Origin of the sequence: Tateyamaria omphalii, assembly GCF_014651375.1 — a bacterium.
In the GTDB taxonomy this organism is placed as follows: Bacteria; Pseudomonadota; Alphaproteobacteria; order Rhodobacterales; family Rhodobacteraceae; genus Tateyamaria; species Tateyamaria omphalii.
Genome location: NZ_BMWT01000003.1, coordinates 139,755 through 154,937, shown reverse-complemented (window position 1 = coordinate 154,937; position 15,183 = coordinate 139,755). Strand labels below are relative to the sequence as shown.

General features: G+C 59.8%; 18 protein-coding genes. 10 read left to right on the top strand and 8 right to left on the bottom strand.

The window, feature by feature from the left end:
- The first annotated feature begins 106 nt into the window (after positions 1–106).
- The 3 genes from trxB (at position 107) to IE087_RS11400 (ending at position 5,130) form a co-directional block, all read left to right on the top strand.
- Positions 107–1,075 carry a thioredoxin-disulfide reductase gene (gene trxB / locus IE087_RS11410; protein WP_189369477.1) on the top strand — a complete coding sequence of 323 codons (969 nt, stop codon included), beginning with the start codon at positions 107–109 and terminating at the stop codon, positions 1,073–1,075.
- Between the two features lie 155 nt (positions 1,076–1,230).
- Positions 1,231–2,919, top strand: coding sequence for an adenylate/guanylate cyclase domain-containing protein (locus IE087_RS11405; RefSeq protein WP_189369476.1), 1,689 nt, complete (start codon positions 1,231–1,233; stop codon positions 2,917–2,919).
- 135 nt (positions 2,920–3,054) lie between these two features.
- Positions 3,055–5,130 carry a bifunctional sulfate adenylyltransferase/adenylylsulfate kinase gene (locus IE087_RS11400; RefSeq protein WP_189369475.1) on the top strand — a complete coding sequence of 692 codons (2,076 nt, stop codon included), beginning with the start codon at positions 3,055–3,057 and terminating at the stop codon, positions 5,128–5,130.
- 248 nt (positions 5,131–5,378) lie between these two features.
- Here the strand turns inward: IE087_RS11400 and IE087_RS11395 are convergent, their stop codons facing one another.
- Complete coding sequence (locus IE087_RS11395; RefSeq protein ID WP_189369474.1) at positions 5,379–6,248, bottom strand: PhzF family phenazine biosynthesis protein; 870 nt, start codon at positions 6,246–6,248, stop codon at positions 5,379–5,381.
- A gap of 332 nt (positions 6,249–6,580) precedes the next feature.
- Here IE087_RS11395 and IE087_RS11390 point away from each other — a divergent pair, with 332 nt between their 5' ends.
- The 3 genes from IE087_RS11390 (at position 6,581) to IE087_RS11380 (ending at position 8,061) form a co-directional block, all read left to right on the top strand.
- Positions 6,581–6,877 carry a hypothetical protein gene (locus tag IE087_RS11390; RefSeq protein ID WP_189369473.1) on the top strand — a complete coding sequence of 99 codons (297 nt, stop codon included), beginning with the start codon at positions 6,581–6,583 and terminating at the stop codon, positions 6,875–6,877.
- A 315-nt stretch (positions 6,878–7,192) separates the two neighbouring features.
- A complete protein-coding gene (locus IE087_RS11385) occupies positions 7,193–7,720 on the top strand; it encodes a DUF4142 domain-containing protein (RefSeq protein ID WP_229801355.1) in 528 nt (175 codons plus the stop codon).
- Positions 7,720–8,061 (top strand): cupredoxin domain-containing protein, encoded by a 342-nt coding sequence (locus IE087_RS11380; protein ID WP_189369472.1) that lies wholly within the window; start codon positions 7,720–7,722, stop codon positions 8,059–8,061. Before IE087_RS11385 ends, IE087_RS11380 begins: the two co-directional genes overlap by 1 nt.
- A 175-nt stretch (positions 8,062–8,236) precedes the next feature.
- On the opposite strand, the gene IE087_RS11375 is transcribed toward IE087_RS11380, so the two are convergent.
- Positions 8,237–8,461, bottom strand: coding sequence for a DUF1150 family protein (locus IE087_RS11375; RefSeq protein ID WP_189369471.1), 225 nt, complete (start codon positions 8,459–8,461; stop codon positions 8,237–8,239).
- 3 nt (positions 8,462–8,464) lie between these two features.
- On the bottom strand, positions 8,465–8,875 hold the full coding sequence (locus tag IE087_RS11370; RefSeq protein WP_189369470.1) for an Hsp20 family protein: 411 nt from the start codon (positions 8,873–8,875) through the stop codon (positions 8,465–8,467).
- 156 nt (positions 8,876–9,031) lie between these two features.
- Between IE087_RS11370 and IE087_RS11365 the strand changes: the two genes are divergently transcribed.
- Complete coding sequence (locus tag IE087_RS11365; RefSeq protein WP_189369469.1) at positions 9,032–9,256, top strand: YdcH family protein; 225 nt, start codon at positions 9,032–9,034, stop codon at positions 9,254–9,256.
- A gap of 3 nt (positions 9,257–9,259) precedes the next feature.
- On the opposite strand, the gene IE087_RS11360 is transcribed toward IE087_RS11365, so the two are convergent.
- Positions 9,260–9,619, bottom strand: coding sequence for a hypothetical protein (locus IE087_RS11360; protein WP_189369468.1), 360 nt, complete (start codon positions 9,617–9,619; stop codon positions 9,260–9,262).
- 136 nt (positions 9,620–9,755) lie between these two features.
- Here IE087_RS11360 and purE point away from each other — a divergent pair, with 136 nt between their 5' ends.
- On the top strand, positions 9,756–10,250 hold the full coding sequence (gene purE / locus IE087_RS11355) for a 5-(carboxyamino)imidazole ribonucleotide mutase (protein WP_189369467.1): 495 nt from the start codon (positions 9,756–9,758) through the stop codon (positions 10,248–10,250).
- A complete protein-coding gene (locus tag IE087_RS11350; protein ID WP_189369466.1) occupies positions 10,243–11,310 on the top strand; it encodes a 5-(carboxyamino)imidazole ribonucleotide synthase in 1,068 nt (355 codons plus the stop codon). The genes purE and IE087_RS11350 overlap by 8 nt, the downstream gene beginning before the upstream one ends.
- On the opposite strand, the gene IE087_RS11345 is transcribed toward IE087_RS11350, so the two are convergent.
- Positions 11,307–12,455, bottom strand: coding sequence for an alpha-D-ribose 1-methylphosphonate 5-triphosphate diphosphatase (locus tag IE087_RS11345; RefSeq protein ID WP_189369465.1), 1,149 nt, complete (start codon positions 12,453–12,455; stop codon positions 11,307–11,309). The genes IE087_RS11350 and IE087_RS11345 overlap by 4 nt on opposite strands.
- The gene (locus tag IE087_RS11340; RefSeq protein ID WP_189369464.1) at positions 12,439–13,209 is read right to left on the bottom strand and encodes an alpha/beta fold hydrolase; all 771 of its coding nucleotides are present in this window, start codon (positions 13,207–13,209) and stop codon (positions 12,439–12,441) included. The genes IE087_RS11345 and IE087_RS11340 overlap by 17 nt, the downstream gene beginning before the upstream one ends.
- A gap of 71 nt (positions 13,210–13,280) precedes the next feature.
- Between IE087_RS11340 and IE087_RS11335 the strand changes: the two genes are divergently transcribed.
- The gene (locus tag IE087_RS11335; protein WP_189369463.1) at positions 13,281–13,733 is read left to right on the top strand and encodes an NUDIX domain-containing protein; all 453 of its coding nucleotides are present in this window, start codon (positions 13,281–13,283) and stop codon (positions 13,731–13,733) included.
- Here IE087_RS11335 and IE087_RS11330 read toward each other — a convergent pair.
- Together IE087_RS11330 and IE087_RS11325 are read right to left on the bottom strand one after the other, a co-directional pair.
- A complete protein-coding gene (locus IE087_RS11330) occupies positions 13,699–14,547 on the bottom strand; it encodes a DMT family transporter (protein WP_189369462.1) in 849 nt (282 codons plus the stop codon). The two genes, IE087_RS11335 and IE087_RS11330, sit on opposite strands and share 35 nt — an antisense overlap.
- 4 nt (positions 14,548–14,551) lie before the next feature.
- Positions 14,552–15,097 (bottom strand): AAA family ATPase, encoded by a 546-nt coding sequence (locus IE087_RS11325; RefSeq protein WP_189369967.1) that lies wholly within the window; start codon positions 15,095–15,097, stop codon positions 14,552–14,554.
- Positions 15,098–15,183: the final 86 nt, after the last annotated feature.

Below are 15,183 nucleotides of genomic sequence, written 5' to 3'. Positions count from 1 at the left end.
ATGACGCCCTGCGTCCACTGCAACCCGGCTGCCCATTTCCTGGGTTCAATCCTGTGTATCGGGCGTCTATATCAGACAGGCTTTCAAACACCAGACGGGGGTCAAAATGGCTGAGACGAAGCGCACCAAGGTTCTGATTATCGGCTCGGGTCCTGCGGGATACACGGCAGGGGTTTATGCCAGCCGCGCCATGCTGAACCCGATCCTTGTTCAGGGGATCGAGCCCGGCGGCCAGTTGACCACCACCACCGAGGTCGAGAACTGGCCCGGTGACACCGAGGTTCAGGGCCCCGACCTGATGATCCGCATGCAGGAACACGCCAAGGCGATGGGGACCGAGATCATCGGCGACATCATCACGTCCGTCGACTGGTCCAAACGCCCCTTCGTCGCCCAATCCGACAGCGGCACCGAATACGTGGCTGACAGCGTCATCCTCGCCACTGGCGCCCGCGCCAAATGGTTGGGCCTGCCGTCCGAGGAAAAATTCAAAGGCTTTGGCGTCTCGGCCTGTGCCACCTGTGATGGGTTCTTTTATCGCGGGCAAGAGATCGTCGTGATCGGCGGCGGCAACACAGCCGTCGAAGAAGCGCTGTTCCTGACCAACTTTGCCTCCAAGGTCACGCTGATCCACCGCCGGGACGAGTTGCGCGCCGAAAAGATCCTGCAGGACCGCCTGTTCAAGAACCCCAAGATCGAGCCGCTGTGGTTCCACCAGCTGGAAGAGGTCTATGGCACCGACAGCCCGCTGGGGGTCGAGGGCGTGAAGGTCAAGAACGTGCAGACAGGCGAGATCACCGACATCCCCGCCAAGGGCGTCTTTGTCGCCATCGGTCACGCGCCTGCCAACGAATTGGTCAAGGACGTGCTGGAAACGCATATGGGCGGCTACGTGGTCACCAAGCCTGACAGCACCGAAACCTCGATCCCGGGTGTGTTCGCCGCCGGCGACATCACCGACTGGCAATACCGCCAGGCGATCACCTCTGCTGGCATGGGCTGTCAGGCCGCGCTTGAAGCCGAACGGTTCATCGCGGAAACCGAAAACAGCGCCGAGGAACTGGCGGCCGAGTAACGCCCGCAGTTTCTTCTGACCGAAAATACCACGGGGGAGCGGCACAGCCGCGGGGGCAGCGCCCCCTCCCCCGACACGTCCAATGCATTGACGCGCTTGACCAGACGGATCGTCACGGCCACCCTGTGCTGAAGTAAACACAAAAAAGGGCAGTCATGGCGCACGCGATCTGGCGCGGCAGTTTGGCAACACGGATCAGGATCTTCAGTGGCCTGATCCTGATGCTCTATCTGACTTTGCACATCCTGAACCTCGCAACGATCCTGATTTCACCAACGGCCTTTGACACGTTTCAGTCCGCACGCCTTTGGGTGACCCGGTCGGGTGTGGGCACGGTCATCATCATATCGGCCTTTCTCGCACATATGTTCCTGTCGCTGGGCAAGGTGGTTGCAGCGCGCACATTGCGGATGCCGCTGAGCGAATGGGTGCAGATCGCACTGGGCCTCTTGATCCCCATCATGCTGGTGGATCACCTGATCTACACCCGCGCCGCGCACGAGATGCTCGGCGTCACCACGATGTTCGGATACATTACCCGGCTGCTTTGGGACACGACAGACGGCTGGGCACAAGCAGTGCTTTTGGTTGTGGCGTGGAGCCATGGCGTGATTGGCCTGCATATGTGGTTGCGCCTGACATCCTGGTGGCATCAGGCCATCCCTTGGTTGATCGGCATCGCAGTCACTTTACCGACGCTGGCCCTGGTCGGGTACGTCACCTTTGCCCGCACGATCGACGGATTGCTCAGCAATCCGCGCGCAGAAGAGGTGGCGCATGCGGCATGGAACTGGCCCGAAGCAGAGGGGTTCGCGGCCCTCGCCGCCGCCTCCAATAGAATGACGTTGGCGGTCTGGGCCATTCTGGGACTTGCGACTGCGGCTTTTCTGGCGCGCCGCGCGCTCGCGGCGATCGCGCGCCCCATCCGTATCCATTACGTGGACGGACCCAGCGTGCGGGCACCGCGTGGTCAGACCATTCTTGAAACCTCCCGCAGCAGCGGCGTCACCCATACGGCTTTGTGTGGTGGGCGGGGTCGATGCACGACCTGCCGTGTGATTGTCGAGGAAGGGTTGGAAGACTTGCCTCCCCCGTCAGAGGCGGAACAACGCAGCCTGATCGCTGTGAACGCGCCACCCAATGCGCGCTTGGCCTGCCAGGTGCGTCCCACAAGCTCGGTTCGGGTGTTCCGCGTCTTTGACCGCGATGGCAAACGTGGGCGCGCCCATGCCAGCCAGGGCAAAGAGGCGCAGCTCGCCGTTCTGTTTCTGGACATGCGCGGGTTCACGGCCCGCACGGATGGGCAATTGCCCTATGACGTCGTGCATTTGCTGAACCGCTTTTTTGACGAGATTGTGCCCCCCATCAATGCCGCTGGCGGTACGGTGGACAAGTACATGGGCGATGGGCTGATGGCAGTATTCGAAAGCGCCACGGCTGAAATATCTGCCCGCTCCGCCATTCAGGCGATTGAGGGTATCGGCAAAGCCCTTGCCGACTTCAATCAACGATTGGACAGTGAAGGCAGTGCGCCGGTGGCCATCGGGATCGGCGTGCATCTGGGCAATGTCGTGTTGGGTGAAATCGGCGCGGCGGGTCATGCCCCTCGCACGCTGATTGGCGACACGGTGAACATTGCCTCGCGATTGGAGAGCGAAACAAAGGTACGTGGCGCGCAGGTGCTTGTGTCTATGGACACATTGCACGCCGCTGGTCTGGACGCCGCCGCGGATATCGTGGTGTCGCTGTCACTGCGCGGGCGCGAAGCACCGCTGGAAGCTGTCCCCCTGATCAATGCCGCCGATGTAAGCGCCTTTACGCCACGCATGACGGCGCCTGCCTGACAGGCTTGACGGGACGCACACAGCCGTTACGCATTTGCCACAACTGCGGAAATCCGCGCATGGGAAAAGTTTGTTCTTTCGTGAACAAACTTTCTATGAAATGTGTTCACCCGTGAACGCAGCCGAGCCCATGTGATGTCAACCGCGCCCAAATCAACACCGGAAAGCGACGACCAGTTATTCCGCCTGTTGCGGCAGCTGGATCAGGCCTCCGGTGTCACTCAACGCACGATGGCGCAAGAGATTGGCGTGTCCCTTGGGCGCCTCAACACTCTGTTGCGGCAAGCAACCGAGGCGGGCTTTGTACAGGTCAATGACATGGACGGTCCAGACAAGCGGCAACGCTTTTCCTATGCGCTCACGACACGGGGAGCCGCCGAAAAAAACCGGCTCACCGATCAATTCCTCGCTCGCAAATTCGCGGAATATGATGCCCTTTTTGCCGAACTGACCGGCACCACGTCCGGGTTAAACCCCCTGAAACACAGGACAAAATTGATGGAAAACAACCTTGCTCCGATCCCCGAGCTGTATGTTTCATATGACAGCGCGCAAAAGCTGAAGATGGATGCGGCTGACCTTGTCAGCTGGGATCTGACCCCACGCCAGATCTGCGATCTTGAGCTGTTGATGAATGGCGGGTTCAACCCGCTCAAGGGGTTCCTGTCCGAAGCCGACTACAACAGCGTTGTCGACACGATGCGCACCACCGACGGTGCGCTATGGCCCATGCCGATCACTTTGGATGTCAACGACACATTCGCAAGCAGCCTTGAAATCGGTCAGGACATCGCCCTGCGCGACCAGGAAGGCGTGATCCTCGCCACCATGACCGTGACCGACCGTTGGACCCCCAACAAGAGCCATGAGGCAGAGAAGGTCTTTGGCGCCGATGACAGCGCCCACCCGGCGGTGAACTATCTGCACAACACTGCGGGTGAGATCTATCTTGGCGGTCCGATCACCGGCATCCAGCAGCCTGTGCACTATGACTTCCGCGCACGTCGCGACACGCCAAATGAGCTGCGCGCCTATTTCCGCAAGATGGGCTGGCGCAAGGTCGTGGCCTTCCAAACCCGCAACCCCCTGCACCGCGCGCACCAGGAGCTGACCTTCCGTGCCGCCCGTGAGGCCCAGGCGAACCTGCTGATCCACCCCGTTGTGGGTTTGACCAAGCCCGGCGACGTGGACCACTTCACCCGCGTGCGCTGCTATGAGGCGGTGCTGGACAAGTACCCGGCATCGACCACCTCCATGTCGCTGCTGAACCTGGCCATGCGTATGGCAGGCCCTCGTGAAGCGGTCTGGCACGGCCTGATCCGCAAGAATCACGGATGCACCCACTTCATCGTCGGTCGCGATCACGCGGGCCCCGGCAAGAACTCGGCGGGTGAGGATTTCTATGGCCCCTATGACGCGCAGGACCTGTTCCGCGAGCATCAGGAGGAGATGGGCATCGAAATGGTCGACTTCAAACACATGGTCTATGTGCAGGAGCGCGCCCAGTACGAACCCAATGACGAGATTGCCGACAAGGACAATGTCACCATCCTGAACATCTCGGGCACTGAGCTGCGTCGCCGTCTGGCCGAAGGTCTTGAAATCCCCGAATGGTTCAGCTTCCCCGAAGTTGTCAAGGAACTGCGCCGCACCAAGCCGCCACGCTCGCAGCAAGGCTTTACCGTGTTCTTCACCGGCTTTTCCGGATCTGGCAAGTCGACGATTGCCAACGCTCTGATGGTCAAGCTGATGGAGATGGGTGGCCGTCCCGTGACCTTGCTTGATGGTGACATCGTGCGGAAGAACCTGTCGTCGGAACTGGGCTTTTCGAAGGAACACCGCGATCTGAACATCCGCCGCATCGGCTATGTCGCGTCCGAGATCACTAAGAATGGTGGCATCGCGATCTGTGCGCCCATTGCCCCCTACGCGACGACCCGCCGGGCGGTGCGCGAGGATATCGAACAGTTTGGTGCCTTTGTCGAAGTGCACGTCGCGACCTCGATCGAGGAGTGCGAACGCCGCGACCGGAAAGGTCTCTACAAGCTGGCGCGTGAAGGCAAGATCAAGGAGTTCACCGGCATCTCTGACCCCTATGACGTCCCGGCAAATCCTGAGCTGAGCGTCGAGACCGAGAATGTGGACGTGGACAACTGCGCCCACCAGGTTCTGTTGAAGCTGGAAAGCATGGGTCTGATCGCCGCCGAATAAGGCGGGGCGGAGGACACCTCCGCCTTACGAGAAGATGTAAGGCGCACCTTTCTGGTGCGCCTTTTTCGGTTTGTCCCCGCGGGGACAGCCTGTGCGGTGCTTTAACGAGGTCTTTAGCACTCTGTGTTCGCGCTGGAATATCAGCTGCTTGCGCAGCGTACGGTGCGCTTTTTCAGTGTTAACCACGCAAATGGCAGACTGCCCAGCGAAGGTGGGCGGCGCATCGGGATGCGCCTTACGAGGCCATACTAGAGATGTAGCTGACCACTCATCAGGATGTGGGCTTTGCCTTCCACGATCACACCGCTGATGGCATCACGGGGTCCTTGCACAGACACATGTGCCCGGCCCGGACGCCCGAGCACGTGGCCCTGTTCCGCGACGAAGTCCGGATCGTCAATCAGCTCTTCGGACCAGAGATAGGCGGCCATGGCCCCGGTGGCCGATCCGGTAAAAGGATCCTCGGGAGGGCTGGGTGGTGCCATGAGAAGACGGGCAAGGGTGTCACCGGCATCAGTTGCCCCTTCCCGTGTACACCAGAACGGCTCCATCACATCTGTACCGTGCACGCCCAGCGTATCCAGATAAGTCTGGAACGCGTCCATGTTGAAGCGGACCTGTTCCAAGGTTGCGCGATCCTTGAGCACCGTGATCGTGAACGGCAGTCCGGTGGAGACAACGCGAGGTGGATGGACAATCGCGTCAACAGGCACTCCGCCAACCGCGGCCACCAGTGCGGGATCAGGACGCACACCGAATTTTGGCGCAACCTGCGTCATGCGGACGGACATGCCATCGACATCCACCGGGACAATCCCGGCACCTGTTTCCAGCGTCAGAGACCCGTCAGACACAAGACCCCGGTGGCGCAAGGCAGCAACCGTGGCAACAGTTGGATGACCTGCAAAGGGAATCTCGCGGCTGGCAAGGAAGTATCGGACGCGGATGTCGGCCACGTCCGATGGGCCGGTGAAGGTGCATTCCACCAGTGACGTTTCCTGGACAAATGCCATGCAGGTGGCATCGTCCAGCCCTGCCCCGTCATGCACCACAGCACATCCGTTGCCACCGAAGGCACGATCCGTGAAGGCATCTACCCAATCAACATTGAAACTCATGTTCTTTTCCTCATTCCTTGGGGACGCCTTGGTCAACGGACGTGACCCGGCCAGATCAGTGAAGGCATCGGTCAGAGGCTTGGTCAAGGTATCGGATGCATGCAGTGAAGGGTTGGTTTGCACCAGATGACACCAGGTCACGCGGGCATAGGCCAGCGAAGCAAACCGGCGTCATATAACTGTTACCTTTGTGATGCTACGGGTGGCACAGACATGACACTTTATTTGACGACAAGGTCGATATGACGCGCGGGGGTTGGACAGATCTGACCCCGAAACATCAAATCGCGTCCTTCGTGTCTACTTCACATCAAACCACATGGAGACTTGTGATGACGAGCACTTGCTCGCACTTGGGTCTTGGCCTGAAATCGGTCATTGGCCCCACTATTTTTCTTGCTTTTATGGCATTCTCTGGAACGGAGCCCGCTATGATGGGTCTGGTCGGTCTATTCCTTGCATTCCAAGCATGGGCGGACTTCCGGCGACGGAGTACGCTTCACCAGAGGGACGACGGCATTTACGTCTGGGTCGAATGGCACGGAGGAACGAGGTGTTCGGCGACCGACCCGTCAGAGCCGGGCGGAGAGTGGGACAGTGATGGGGACGGAGACGGCGGCGGCGACTGATCACTTTCGCGGTCTTGTCTGGGACAAACGTGGTGGGCCCTTGAGGGCTTTTTTTATTGTCCATACGAGGGCACCCTTGGAAAACCGTCTACCCAGACACGACATTGCCGTCCTATCGCGCTGAGTTTCTGAAAGCGCCGCAACACTCTGCAGTTCAGCGCGGTCGCAACTGAATCGCGACCGCTTGTCGAACTGACATCGCCTTTGTTCAAAGGATTGAAAGATCTGTATGAAAATACGAACTGTGGAGCATAGGCCACACCTCCATGCCTACGATATTGGATTCACGTCACTTATCGACCTGGAGGAATTGTCGTGAAGAAACTCGTATCTGCATTGGCCCTAGCGGCTTCAATGATGGGTGTGCAAGCGCGGGCACAGGACATCGCAGCGATGAACGATCTGGAATTCGCTCATATCGCCTATACTGCCGACAACATTGATATCCGGTATGCGCATCTTGCCCTGGCCTTGTCAAAGAACCCCGACATTCATGAGTTTGCGCGCACCATGATCCGGGATCATGCAGCGGTAAGCGAAGCGGCATTGGGACTTTTGGACAAGCTTGGTGCAACCGCGCAGGACAATGCCGTCAGCCAATCACTCAATGAACGTGCAGATAAGATTATTGCCGGTTTCATCGAACTTGAAAGCAAAGCATTCGACATGGCCTATGCCGAAAATGAGCTGGCCTACCATAAAGAAGTCAACGCTCTGGTTGAGGGCACAATGATCCCCAACATCGACAATGCTGAAGTGAAAGCGCTTTTTGAACAAGGGCTGGAAATCTTCAAGGCGCATGAAAAGCATGCCGAGATGATGGTCAAAGGCTTGAAATACTGATGAATGCGTCGACAACACGACGCGCGGTTTTGATAGGGGCGGCTGCAGCGGCAGCCGCCCTGAAAACTGGAGCAGCTTCGGCATCTGGGCCCGTAACGCATATTGTTCGGATCAAGCGTTTTGCCTTCGTTCCGGAGCAAATCAAGGTAAACGTTGGCGATACGATTCAGTGGATCAACGAAGACCTTGCCCCGCACACTGCGACCGCGGACGACTTTGAGTGGGACACGGGCGAACTTGTGCAAAACCAAGTTGCCAAGGTTGTTGTCACTGATGACATGCAAACATCTTACTTCTGTGTGTTTCATCCGCACATGAAGGGCAGGATTGTAAGAGTTTGACTGTGGGAAGCTTCGAGCTTCTGTTTTGAGCCGAACGGTTTGACGGTCAAAGCGGGCGGCGAGGTGTCAGATTACACTCGCTCAACGTAAGGATGTTTGCGACGGTCCATCCAGTCAATTGCCTGCTTCAGCATGGTGATCTGAGGCCCGACCTGAGTCGGGCCAACGCACGTTTTTAGTGCAGCGGTTGCGGCGCGTAGTCGTGCTGGCGTGCCAGTGCAAAGGCCAGCTTGCGGTCAGCCACAAGCGCCAATTGCTGTCCTTCCGCATCGTGTACGGCAAAGAGCTGATCCAGCCCTTCGGCCTGATCCTGCACGTCCTGCGGCAGCGCATCGACGTCGATGGCCTTTACATAGACCATCCGGCCCACATCGGCGTTCAAATCATAGGGCGTGTTCATGACTTATCCTTTCCTGATGTTGATCGTCTGGACGATTGTTTCGGGCTTGGACCGGGTCAGATCGACGTGCAGCAATCCGTTTTCCATGATGGCTTCGCCCACTTCAACGCCGTCAGCGAGGACAAAACTGCGCTGGAACTGGCGTGCGGCAATACCACGGTGCAGAAAAACCCGTTCTTCGGTGTCTTCTGCTTGCCGTCCCCGGATCACCAGTTGGCGATCTTCCACCGTGATCGAGAGATCATTTTCCGCAAAACCGGCCACGGCCAGCGTGATGCGATAGGAATAGTCAGATGTCTGTTCGATATTGAACGGCGGGTAGCCCTCAGAGCTTTTGGCCGTGCGTTCCAGCAGCCGTTCAAGTTGCTCGAATCCCAGCATGTGTGGGTACGAGGCAAGGGTCATCTTCGTCATGCGACACGTCCTTTTGGTCAAGCGACAGTCTGTATCCGCCCCTGATGCGGCAGCGGATAGTGTAAATATGGGCAGAAACCTTGTTGGGAACAAGGTCTAGGCGTATCGCAGGGTTGTGATTATATTAAAGCCTCTGCAATTGCTTGGAATCGCATCATGAATGCTCCTTCTGATATCTCGATGAAGACTGACGAGGTATTGCGCGTTGAACTGGAAGTGTTCAAGCGCGAGCATCGCGATCTGGACGAGGCCATTCATGCCTTGCAGGAAAAGGCCACGGGCGACCAGCTCACCATACAGCGCCTGAAGAAGAAAAAGCTGATGCTGAAGGACAAGATCGCGATCATCGAGGATCGCTTGACCCCCGATATCATCGCCTGATCCCTAGTCGCCGCGCGTGAGGCTGCGCCAGCTTTCCTTGTCCACTGCCTTGAGCCGCGCCAGAGCGCGTTCGGCATCAGCGCGGATCGTGTCCCGGTTTTGATCTTTGACACCTTCGATCTGAGCGACCAGTTTGTCGATCGCAGGCAGGTCCGTCTTGGTGGCCGCCGCGAGGGTTTGCAATGCTTCGAGCACCTTGCCCAGTTGCGTGCCATAGCTGGCCACGTCGGTCTGGATCCTGGCCTCGATCTCGGCGCTGCCTGCAATGTCCGGAGACAATATGCGCGGCACGATTTCCTGTGTCACATCGCCGGAAAACGGGGCGCGGAACATCGGCGCCCAGACGTCAAATGGGGTCATCATTTTGCAATCTCCTGATCTCAATGCTTCCAGCGTTGCCGCAGCGCAGCATCATGTCAAATGAAACCGGTTGTGCCGCCATTGCCCCGCGGCGCGATCTGGCTATAGTGCGCGCTTTCTGACCGCAGAGCGAATTGAGATGACAGACACCCCTTCCCCCGTTGGCATCATCATGGGCAGCCAGTCGGACTGGCCCACCATGCGTGAAGCTGCCGAGATGCTGGATGCGCTGGAGGTGCCGTATGAGGCGCGCATTGTATCCGCCCACCGCACGCCGGATCGGCTGTGGGACTATGGCAAGACGGCTGTGGATCGGGGGTTGAAGGTGATTATTGCGGGTGCCGGCGGTGCGGCGCATTTGCCGGGGATGATGGCGTCAAAGACCCGTGTGCCTGTAATTGGTGTGCCCGTGCAGACCAAGGCGCTGAGCGGGGTCGATAGCCTGTATTCCATCCTGCAGATGCCGCGCGGTTTTCCCGTGGCCACCATGGCGATTGGCGCAGCAGGTGCGGCCAACGCAGGGCTGATGGCCGCAGGCATTCTGGCCGTATCGGACCCGGCCTTGGCCGAGCGGTTGGAGGCGTGGCGCGACGCCCTGTCCGCGTCCATCCCAGAGGTGCCAAGCGATGACTGAGCCACTGGCGCCGGGATCGACCATTGGAATTCTGGGCGGTGGCCAGTTGGGCCGTATGCTTTCGGTTGCTGCAAGCCGTTTGGGCTTTCGAACGCATATCTTTGATCCCTCCGCGCAACCACCAGCGAGTGATGTCGCCCATATGGTGACGACAGCCCCCTACGAGGACAACGACGCCCTCTATGCCTTTGCCACAAAGGTTGACGCTGTCACTTACGAGTTCGAGAACATCCCCACACTGACGCTGGATGCGTTGGAGGATCACGTGCCCATCCGTCCGGGCCGCGAAGCGCTGCGGGTGAGTCAGGATCGTTTGGTTGAAAAGGACTTTCTGACCGGTTTGGGTTTGAAAACGGCACCCTATGCCGACATTCCCGATGTGGACGCACTGACCAAGGCGATTGCCGATATAGGCATACCGGCGATCCTGAAAACCCGCCGCTTTGGCTATGACGGCAAGGGGCAGGCGCGCATTATGGACTTTGCCGGCGCCGGGGCCGCCTTGGCCGAGATGAAGGATGCACCCGCCATCCTCGAAGGCTTTGTCGATTTCAGCCACGAGGTGTCCGTCATCGCGGCCCGTGGGCTGGATGGAGCTGTTGCCTGCTTTGATCCCGGCGAAAACGTGCACAAGGATGGTATCCTGCACACCACCACCGTCCCTGCCCGCCTGAGCGCCAGCCAGCGCACCGACGCAGTCTTGCTGGCTGCCAACATCCTGAACGCTCTGGATTATGTGGGGGTGCTGGGCGTTGAGTTATTCGTCACACCACAGGGCCTGATCGTGAACGAGATTGCGCCGCGCGTGCACAATTCAGGTCACTGGACCCAGAACGGGTGCGTTGTGGACCAGTTCGAACAGCATATCCGCGCCATTGCGGGCTGGCCGCTTGGCGACGGACAGCGTCATTCAGATGTGGTGATGGAAAACCTGATCGGGGATGATGTGGATCGCGTTCCGGCACTGACTGCCGAGGCGGGCACCGCCGTGCATCTCTATGGCAAGGCCGAGGCCCGATCAGGTCGCAAGATGGGCCATGTGAACCGGGTGGTCGGCTAGACCGCTGCCACGAAGCGTTGCGCGATGTCGCCGGACATGTAGCTAACCCGCCCACCCGAAAGCGTGGCGGCCACCCGGTCCGTTTCATCGAGGATCACGATATCTGCGCGTTTGCCCGGAGTGAGCGTGCCGCGATCCGTGAGCCCCAGCACTTTTGCAGGGCCGGATGACACAAGCGCCCATGCCCCGGCCAAATCCATCAACCCGCTTTTGGCCAGCATCAGTGCTGCACGGCGCGGCGACGGGTAGTGGTAGTCAGACGCAATCGCGTCGCAGAACCCCATGGTGATCAGATCCAGCGCGGAGGCGTTGCCCTTGTGCGATCCCCCCCGCACGACATTGGGTGATCCCAGAACGACGAGGTCACCCGCGGTATGCGCGGCCTCTGCTGCCTCTGCCGTTTCGGGGAACTCAGCGACCTTGGCCCCACGGGCGCGCCACGTGGTGCGCTGATCACCGGTATGGTCATCGTGACTGCCGATTTGCACGCCTTGCTGCCGAAGCTGCGCACATAGTGTATCAAGTGCCTCGGGCACCTCGCCCCCACGCGCGTGCAGGTCCAACAGCATCTGGAAGTGGACATCCGGGTTCCGCCCGGCCTTGAGCGCCTGCCCCGTCAGGCGCGGGGGTTTGCGCCCCTCGGCCAGTCGATCATGTGGCAGATGATCGTTGAACACGACATAGCCCACCTGCCAGTCTGCAATGCGTTGCGGCAGCTCCGCGTAGAGGTCGAGCATATGGGTTTCGAAGCGAAGCTGGGGGCGCAGGTCTGTCACGACATGTCCGCGTGTGGCGATCATCGCATTGAAGACCTGCTTAGCAAAGTCGAGGCTGCGTAACCCGCCTTCCCAACTGATAAACTGGGCCATGACCGTAGTGGTGATACCGTTGGCCGCAATCTCAGCCTCGGCTGCCACGATCCCTTCGTTCATCTGTTTCATCGCGCCCCGGCGCGGGGCCATGTGCCGTTCGAACCCGTCGCCATGCACGTCGATGATGCCGGGCAGGATACGATACCCGCTCAGATCAACCGAGCGGCCCGTAGGTGCATCGACCACAACACCACCCGCCATCGACAGGCGGGCGGTTTCCAGTCCGGAGGGCTGCAGAACCGCACCGCCATCCAGATCAATTTTCAGCATCATCGCGTCCTTGCAGGCAATCCCCGTCCGGACATCCCAACTGTTCCAGCACGGCATCAATCCAGCGCAGTTCGCGGTCAAAGACGCCGTTGTCAAGAAAGGTCAGTACCTGCGCGATAACATTCGGGTTGTTCATCATGAAGGTGTGGGTGACAGGCAGCACGATGTGATCGGCCATACCCGCCACCGGCGTGGCCAGCACCGACACCTTGCCGTCATCCCGCCCCGGCAGGAGCGATGAGAAGTACGGATTGAGGGATTGTTCTCCGGCGATGATGCCGACCGGGTACGTGACGGCGGGCAAGCTGCGCGGAAGGCTGTCCTCACCCGTGCCCAGTTGCCGACCCGCAGGACCGTTGAACCAGCCGAACGCCTCTAGATCTCCCAGCTCATCCACCACTTCGCTGCCTCTGTTGGGCGGGGCCAGCATGACCACACGCCCAAGATTGGGCGGCACGAAGTGGTTTGCGAACCAATAGCGCACAAGGATACCCCCCATCGAATGGGTGACAAAATGCACCGTGTCGTTGCCGCATGTTTCGATGGCCTTGGGCACAACGTCCCGTGCCAACGTCTCGACCGTTTCGTTGGTCGATGGATAGCCGGGCCGCACCACCCGGTAGCCATCGGAGAGTAGCGCCTGTTCCAGCACCAGCAGCGACGTCTCTGTGCGGGCGAGCCCGTGCAGCAACACCACGCAATCAGCACGGGCGCTTACGGCCATCAGAACCAGAACAAGGGCAGCAATCCATCTCATACCCTTGAGATACCCCCATGTGCCCGCTTATGGAATGATAACGCGTCGTCGCCCTTGGAAAGGTTTTGCCCATGCGCCCGAAATCCCCCCGCATCGCCGTCCGCGCCGTGATCGTTGAGGACGAACGCCTGTTGATGGTCAACGCGTGGCACACGGCCAAGAGCGCGTTGATGTGCGCCCCCGGAGGCGGGGTCGAAGTGGGCAGCAGCCTGCCCGACAACCTGGCGCGTGAGGTGCATGAAGAGACAGGGTTGACAGTCGAGGTTGGCGCACCGTGTCTGGTCAACGAATACCACGACCCGCCCAGCCAGTTTCATCAGGTCGAGGTGTTCTTTCGCTGCACCATTGTTCCGGGGACGCTGCGCCCGGAGGTTTGGCACGATGCCGAAGCGGTTGTGACCGAGCGGCGCTGGCTAACGGAAGAGGAACTGTCACAGGTGCCGCACAAGCCCGACAGCCTTGGGGCCGTTGCATTTGGTGGTTCAGGCGTCAGCTACGACCCGATTGAGCCCTTGATGCGGTAACTGCTGTGGCGATGCCGCCAATGACCAGGGCCGCAGACAGCGCAAGCGTGAGCGACAGGGATTCGCCCAAAAGCAGGGCACCAGCTGCGATTGCTATGATGGGCACGCTCAGTTGCACCACCGCCGCTGTCTGACCCTGAAGCTGTGGCAGGACCGAATACCACAACGCATAGCCAAGCCCCGACGTGACAGCCCCCGACAAGATGGCGAGGGCAATGCCGGATGGTGCTGCGTGCAGCCCCGAACCAAGCAGCAATACCGCCAGCAGTGGCATTGCGACGACAAAGTTGGCGGCCGTCGCGGACAGCGGGTCCTTTGCCCCTTTGCCGGCAAGGGTATACGCGGCCCAGCCAAGTCCTGCGATGACCATCAAGAGGGCACCGGCGAAATCTCCGCCCGCGCCGTCCGTGGGCCAGAGGGCAATCAGCAACCCGGCAAAGGCAATGCTTGCCCCTGTCACCTGCCGCGTCGTTGGCCGCGCGCCGCGTATGGCCGACCAGCCGAACATGCTGACCTGCACCGTGCCGAACAGGATCAACGCGCCAAGGCCTGCGTCCAGCGTCACGTAAGCCAGCGAGAAACCGATCATGTAAGCGGCGAGGCTGGTGGCACCGACAAGCCGCCCGCGTTGCATGATGGGAAGCCCCCCACCCCGCACCGTCAGGATCATACAAAGGGCAATAGCCCCTGCAAAAACACGGATCATCGCAAAGCTGGACGGATCAATGGCACCGCTGTCCACTGCCATACGATTCAGGACCGAATTGGCGGCAAAGGCAATCATGGTGAGGAAGGTCAAAAGGATCAGTCGCATGGTATCAGCGGTGTGGAACGCCGAGGTTGCCAATGGCAAGAGCCGTTTCAAGGTTTGACAGAAAGTTGTGCACCTGGGCGGGGGACGTGAAGTGATACCTCGTCTTTTCCAGAGGCGCGTTTTCATAGAGAGCGCGTGCCTTTTCGCGGGAGCTGTTGCGCGTCCGCCAGATGAAGGACAGGAATTCCCAGTCCAGCTGTTCCGGGCAGCCTTTGGGCAGGTCCGGCCTGCTTTGACCGAAATACCGCAAGGACCGCCATAGCACCCGGCGCAGGCGCAGTCCGACAGGTAGGTCGAGCCAGATCAGCGTATCGGCCCGAGCCAACCGCTCGGGCCACGTCACCGAGTGTCCGCCCTCGAAGATCCACTTGGGCTGTTCAATGGCGTCGAGGGTCATCTGCGTCTTCTCGGCGCTGTCGCGCTCGACCCATCCGGATTTCCAGTGGATGTGGTCGATATGGATGACGGGAAGAAACGTCTTGTCCCCCAGATGCCGCGCCAGGGTCGACTTGCCCGATCCGGGCTGTCCTATGATCATGACGCGCTGCATGTGACTGAACGTGACCCAAGGTTTCGACGGGCGCAATAGGAAGCGCAGGCGGGAGAACAATTGCATCCCAAAGGGGCCGCGCCACG

Coding starts and splice junctions, on each gene's coding strand:
- trxB (WP_189369477.1), top strand. CDS start 107: ATGGCTGAGACGAAGCGCACCAAGGTTCTGATTATCGGCTCGGGTCCT.
- IE087_RS11405 (WP_189369476.1), top strand. CDS start 1,231: ATGGCGCACGCGATCTGGCGCGGCAGTTTGGCAACACGGATCAGGATC.
- IE087_RS11400 (WP_189369475.1), top strand. CDS start 3,055: ATGTCAACCGCGCCCAAATCAACACCGGAAAGCGACGACCAGTTATTC.
- IE087_RS11395 (WP_189369474.1), bottom strand. CDS start 6,248: ATGAGTTTCAATGTTGATTGGGTAGATGCCTTCACGGATCGTGCCTTC.
- IE087_RS11390 (WP_189369473.1), top strand. CDS start 6,581: ATGACGAGCACTTGCTCGCACTTGGGTCTTGGCCTGAAATCGGTCATT.
- IE087_RS11380 (WP_189369472.1), top strand. CDS start 7,720: ATGAATGCGTCGACAACACGACGCGCGGTTTTGATAGGGGCGGCTGCA.
- IE087_RS11375 (WP_189369471.1), bottom strand. CDS start 8,461: ATGAACACGCCCTATGATTTGAACGCCGATGTGGGCCGGATGGTCTAT.
- IE087_RS11370 (WP_189369470.1), bottom strand. CDS start 8,875: ATGACGAAGATGACCCTTGCCTCGTACCCACACATGCTGGGATTCGAG.
- IE087_RS11365 (WP_189369469.1), top strand. CDS start 9,032: ATGAATGCTCCTTCTGATATCTCGATGAAGACTGACGAGGTATTGCGC.
- IE087_RS11360 (WP_189369468.1), bottom strand. CDS start 9,619: ATGATGACCCCATTTGACGTCTGGGCGCCGATGTTCCGCGCCCCGTTT.
- purE (WP_189369467.1), top strand. CDS start 9,756: ATGACAGACACCCCTTCCCCCGTTGGCATCATCATGGGCAGCCAGTCG.
- IE087_RS11350 (WP_189369466.1), top strand. CDS start 10,243: ATGACTGAGCCACTGGCGCCGGGATCGACCATTGGAATTCTGGGCGGT.
- IE087_RS11345 (WP_189369465.1), bottom strand. CDS start 12,455: ATGATGCTGAAAATTGATCTGGATGGCGGTGCGGTTCTGCAGCCCTCC.
- IE087_RS11340 (WP_189369464.1), bottom strand. CDS start 13,209: ATGAGATGGATTGCTGCCCTTGTTCTGGTTCTGATGGCCGTAAGCGCC.
- IE087_RS11335 (WP_189369463.1), top strand. CDS start 13,281: ATGCGCCCGAAATCCCCCCGCATCGCCGTCCGCGCCGTGATCGTTGAG.
- IE087_RS11330 (WP_189369462.1), bottom strand. CDS start 14,547: ATGCGACTGATCCTTTTGACCTTCCTCACCATGATTGCCTTTGCCGCC.
- IE087_RS11325 (WP_189369967.1), bottom strand. CDS start 15,097: ATGCAGCGCGTCATGATCATAGGACAGCCCGGATCGGGCAAGTCGACC.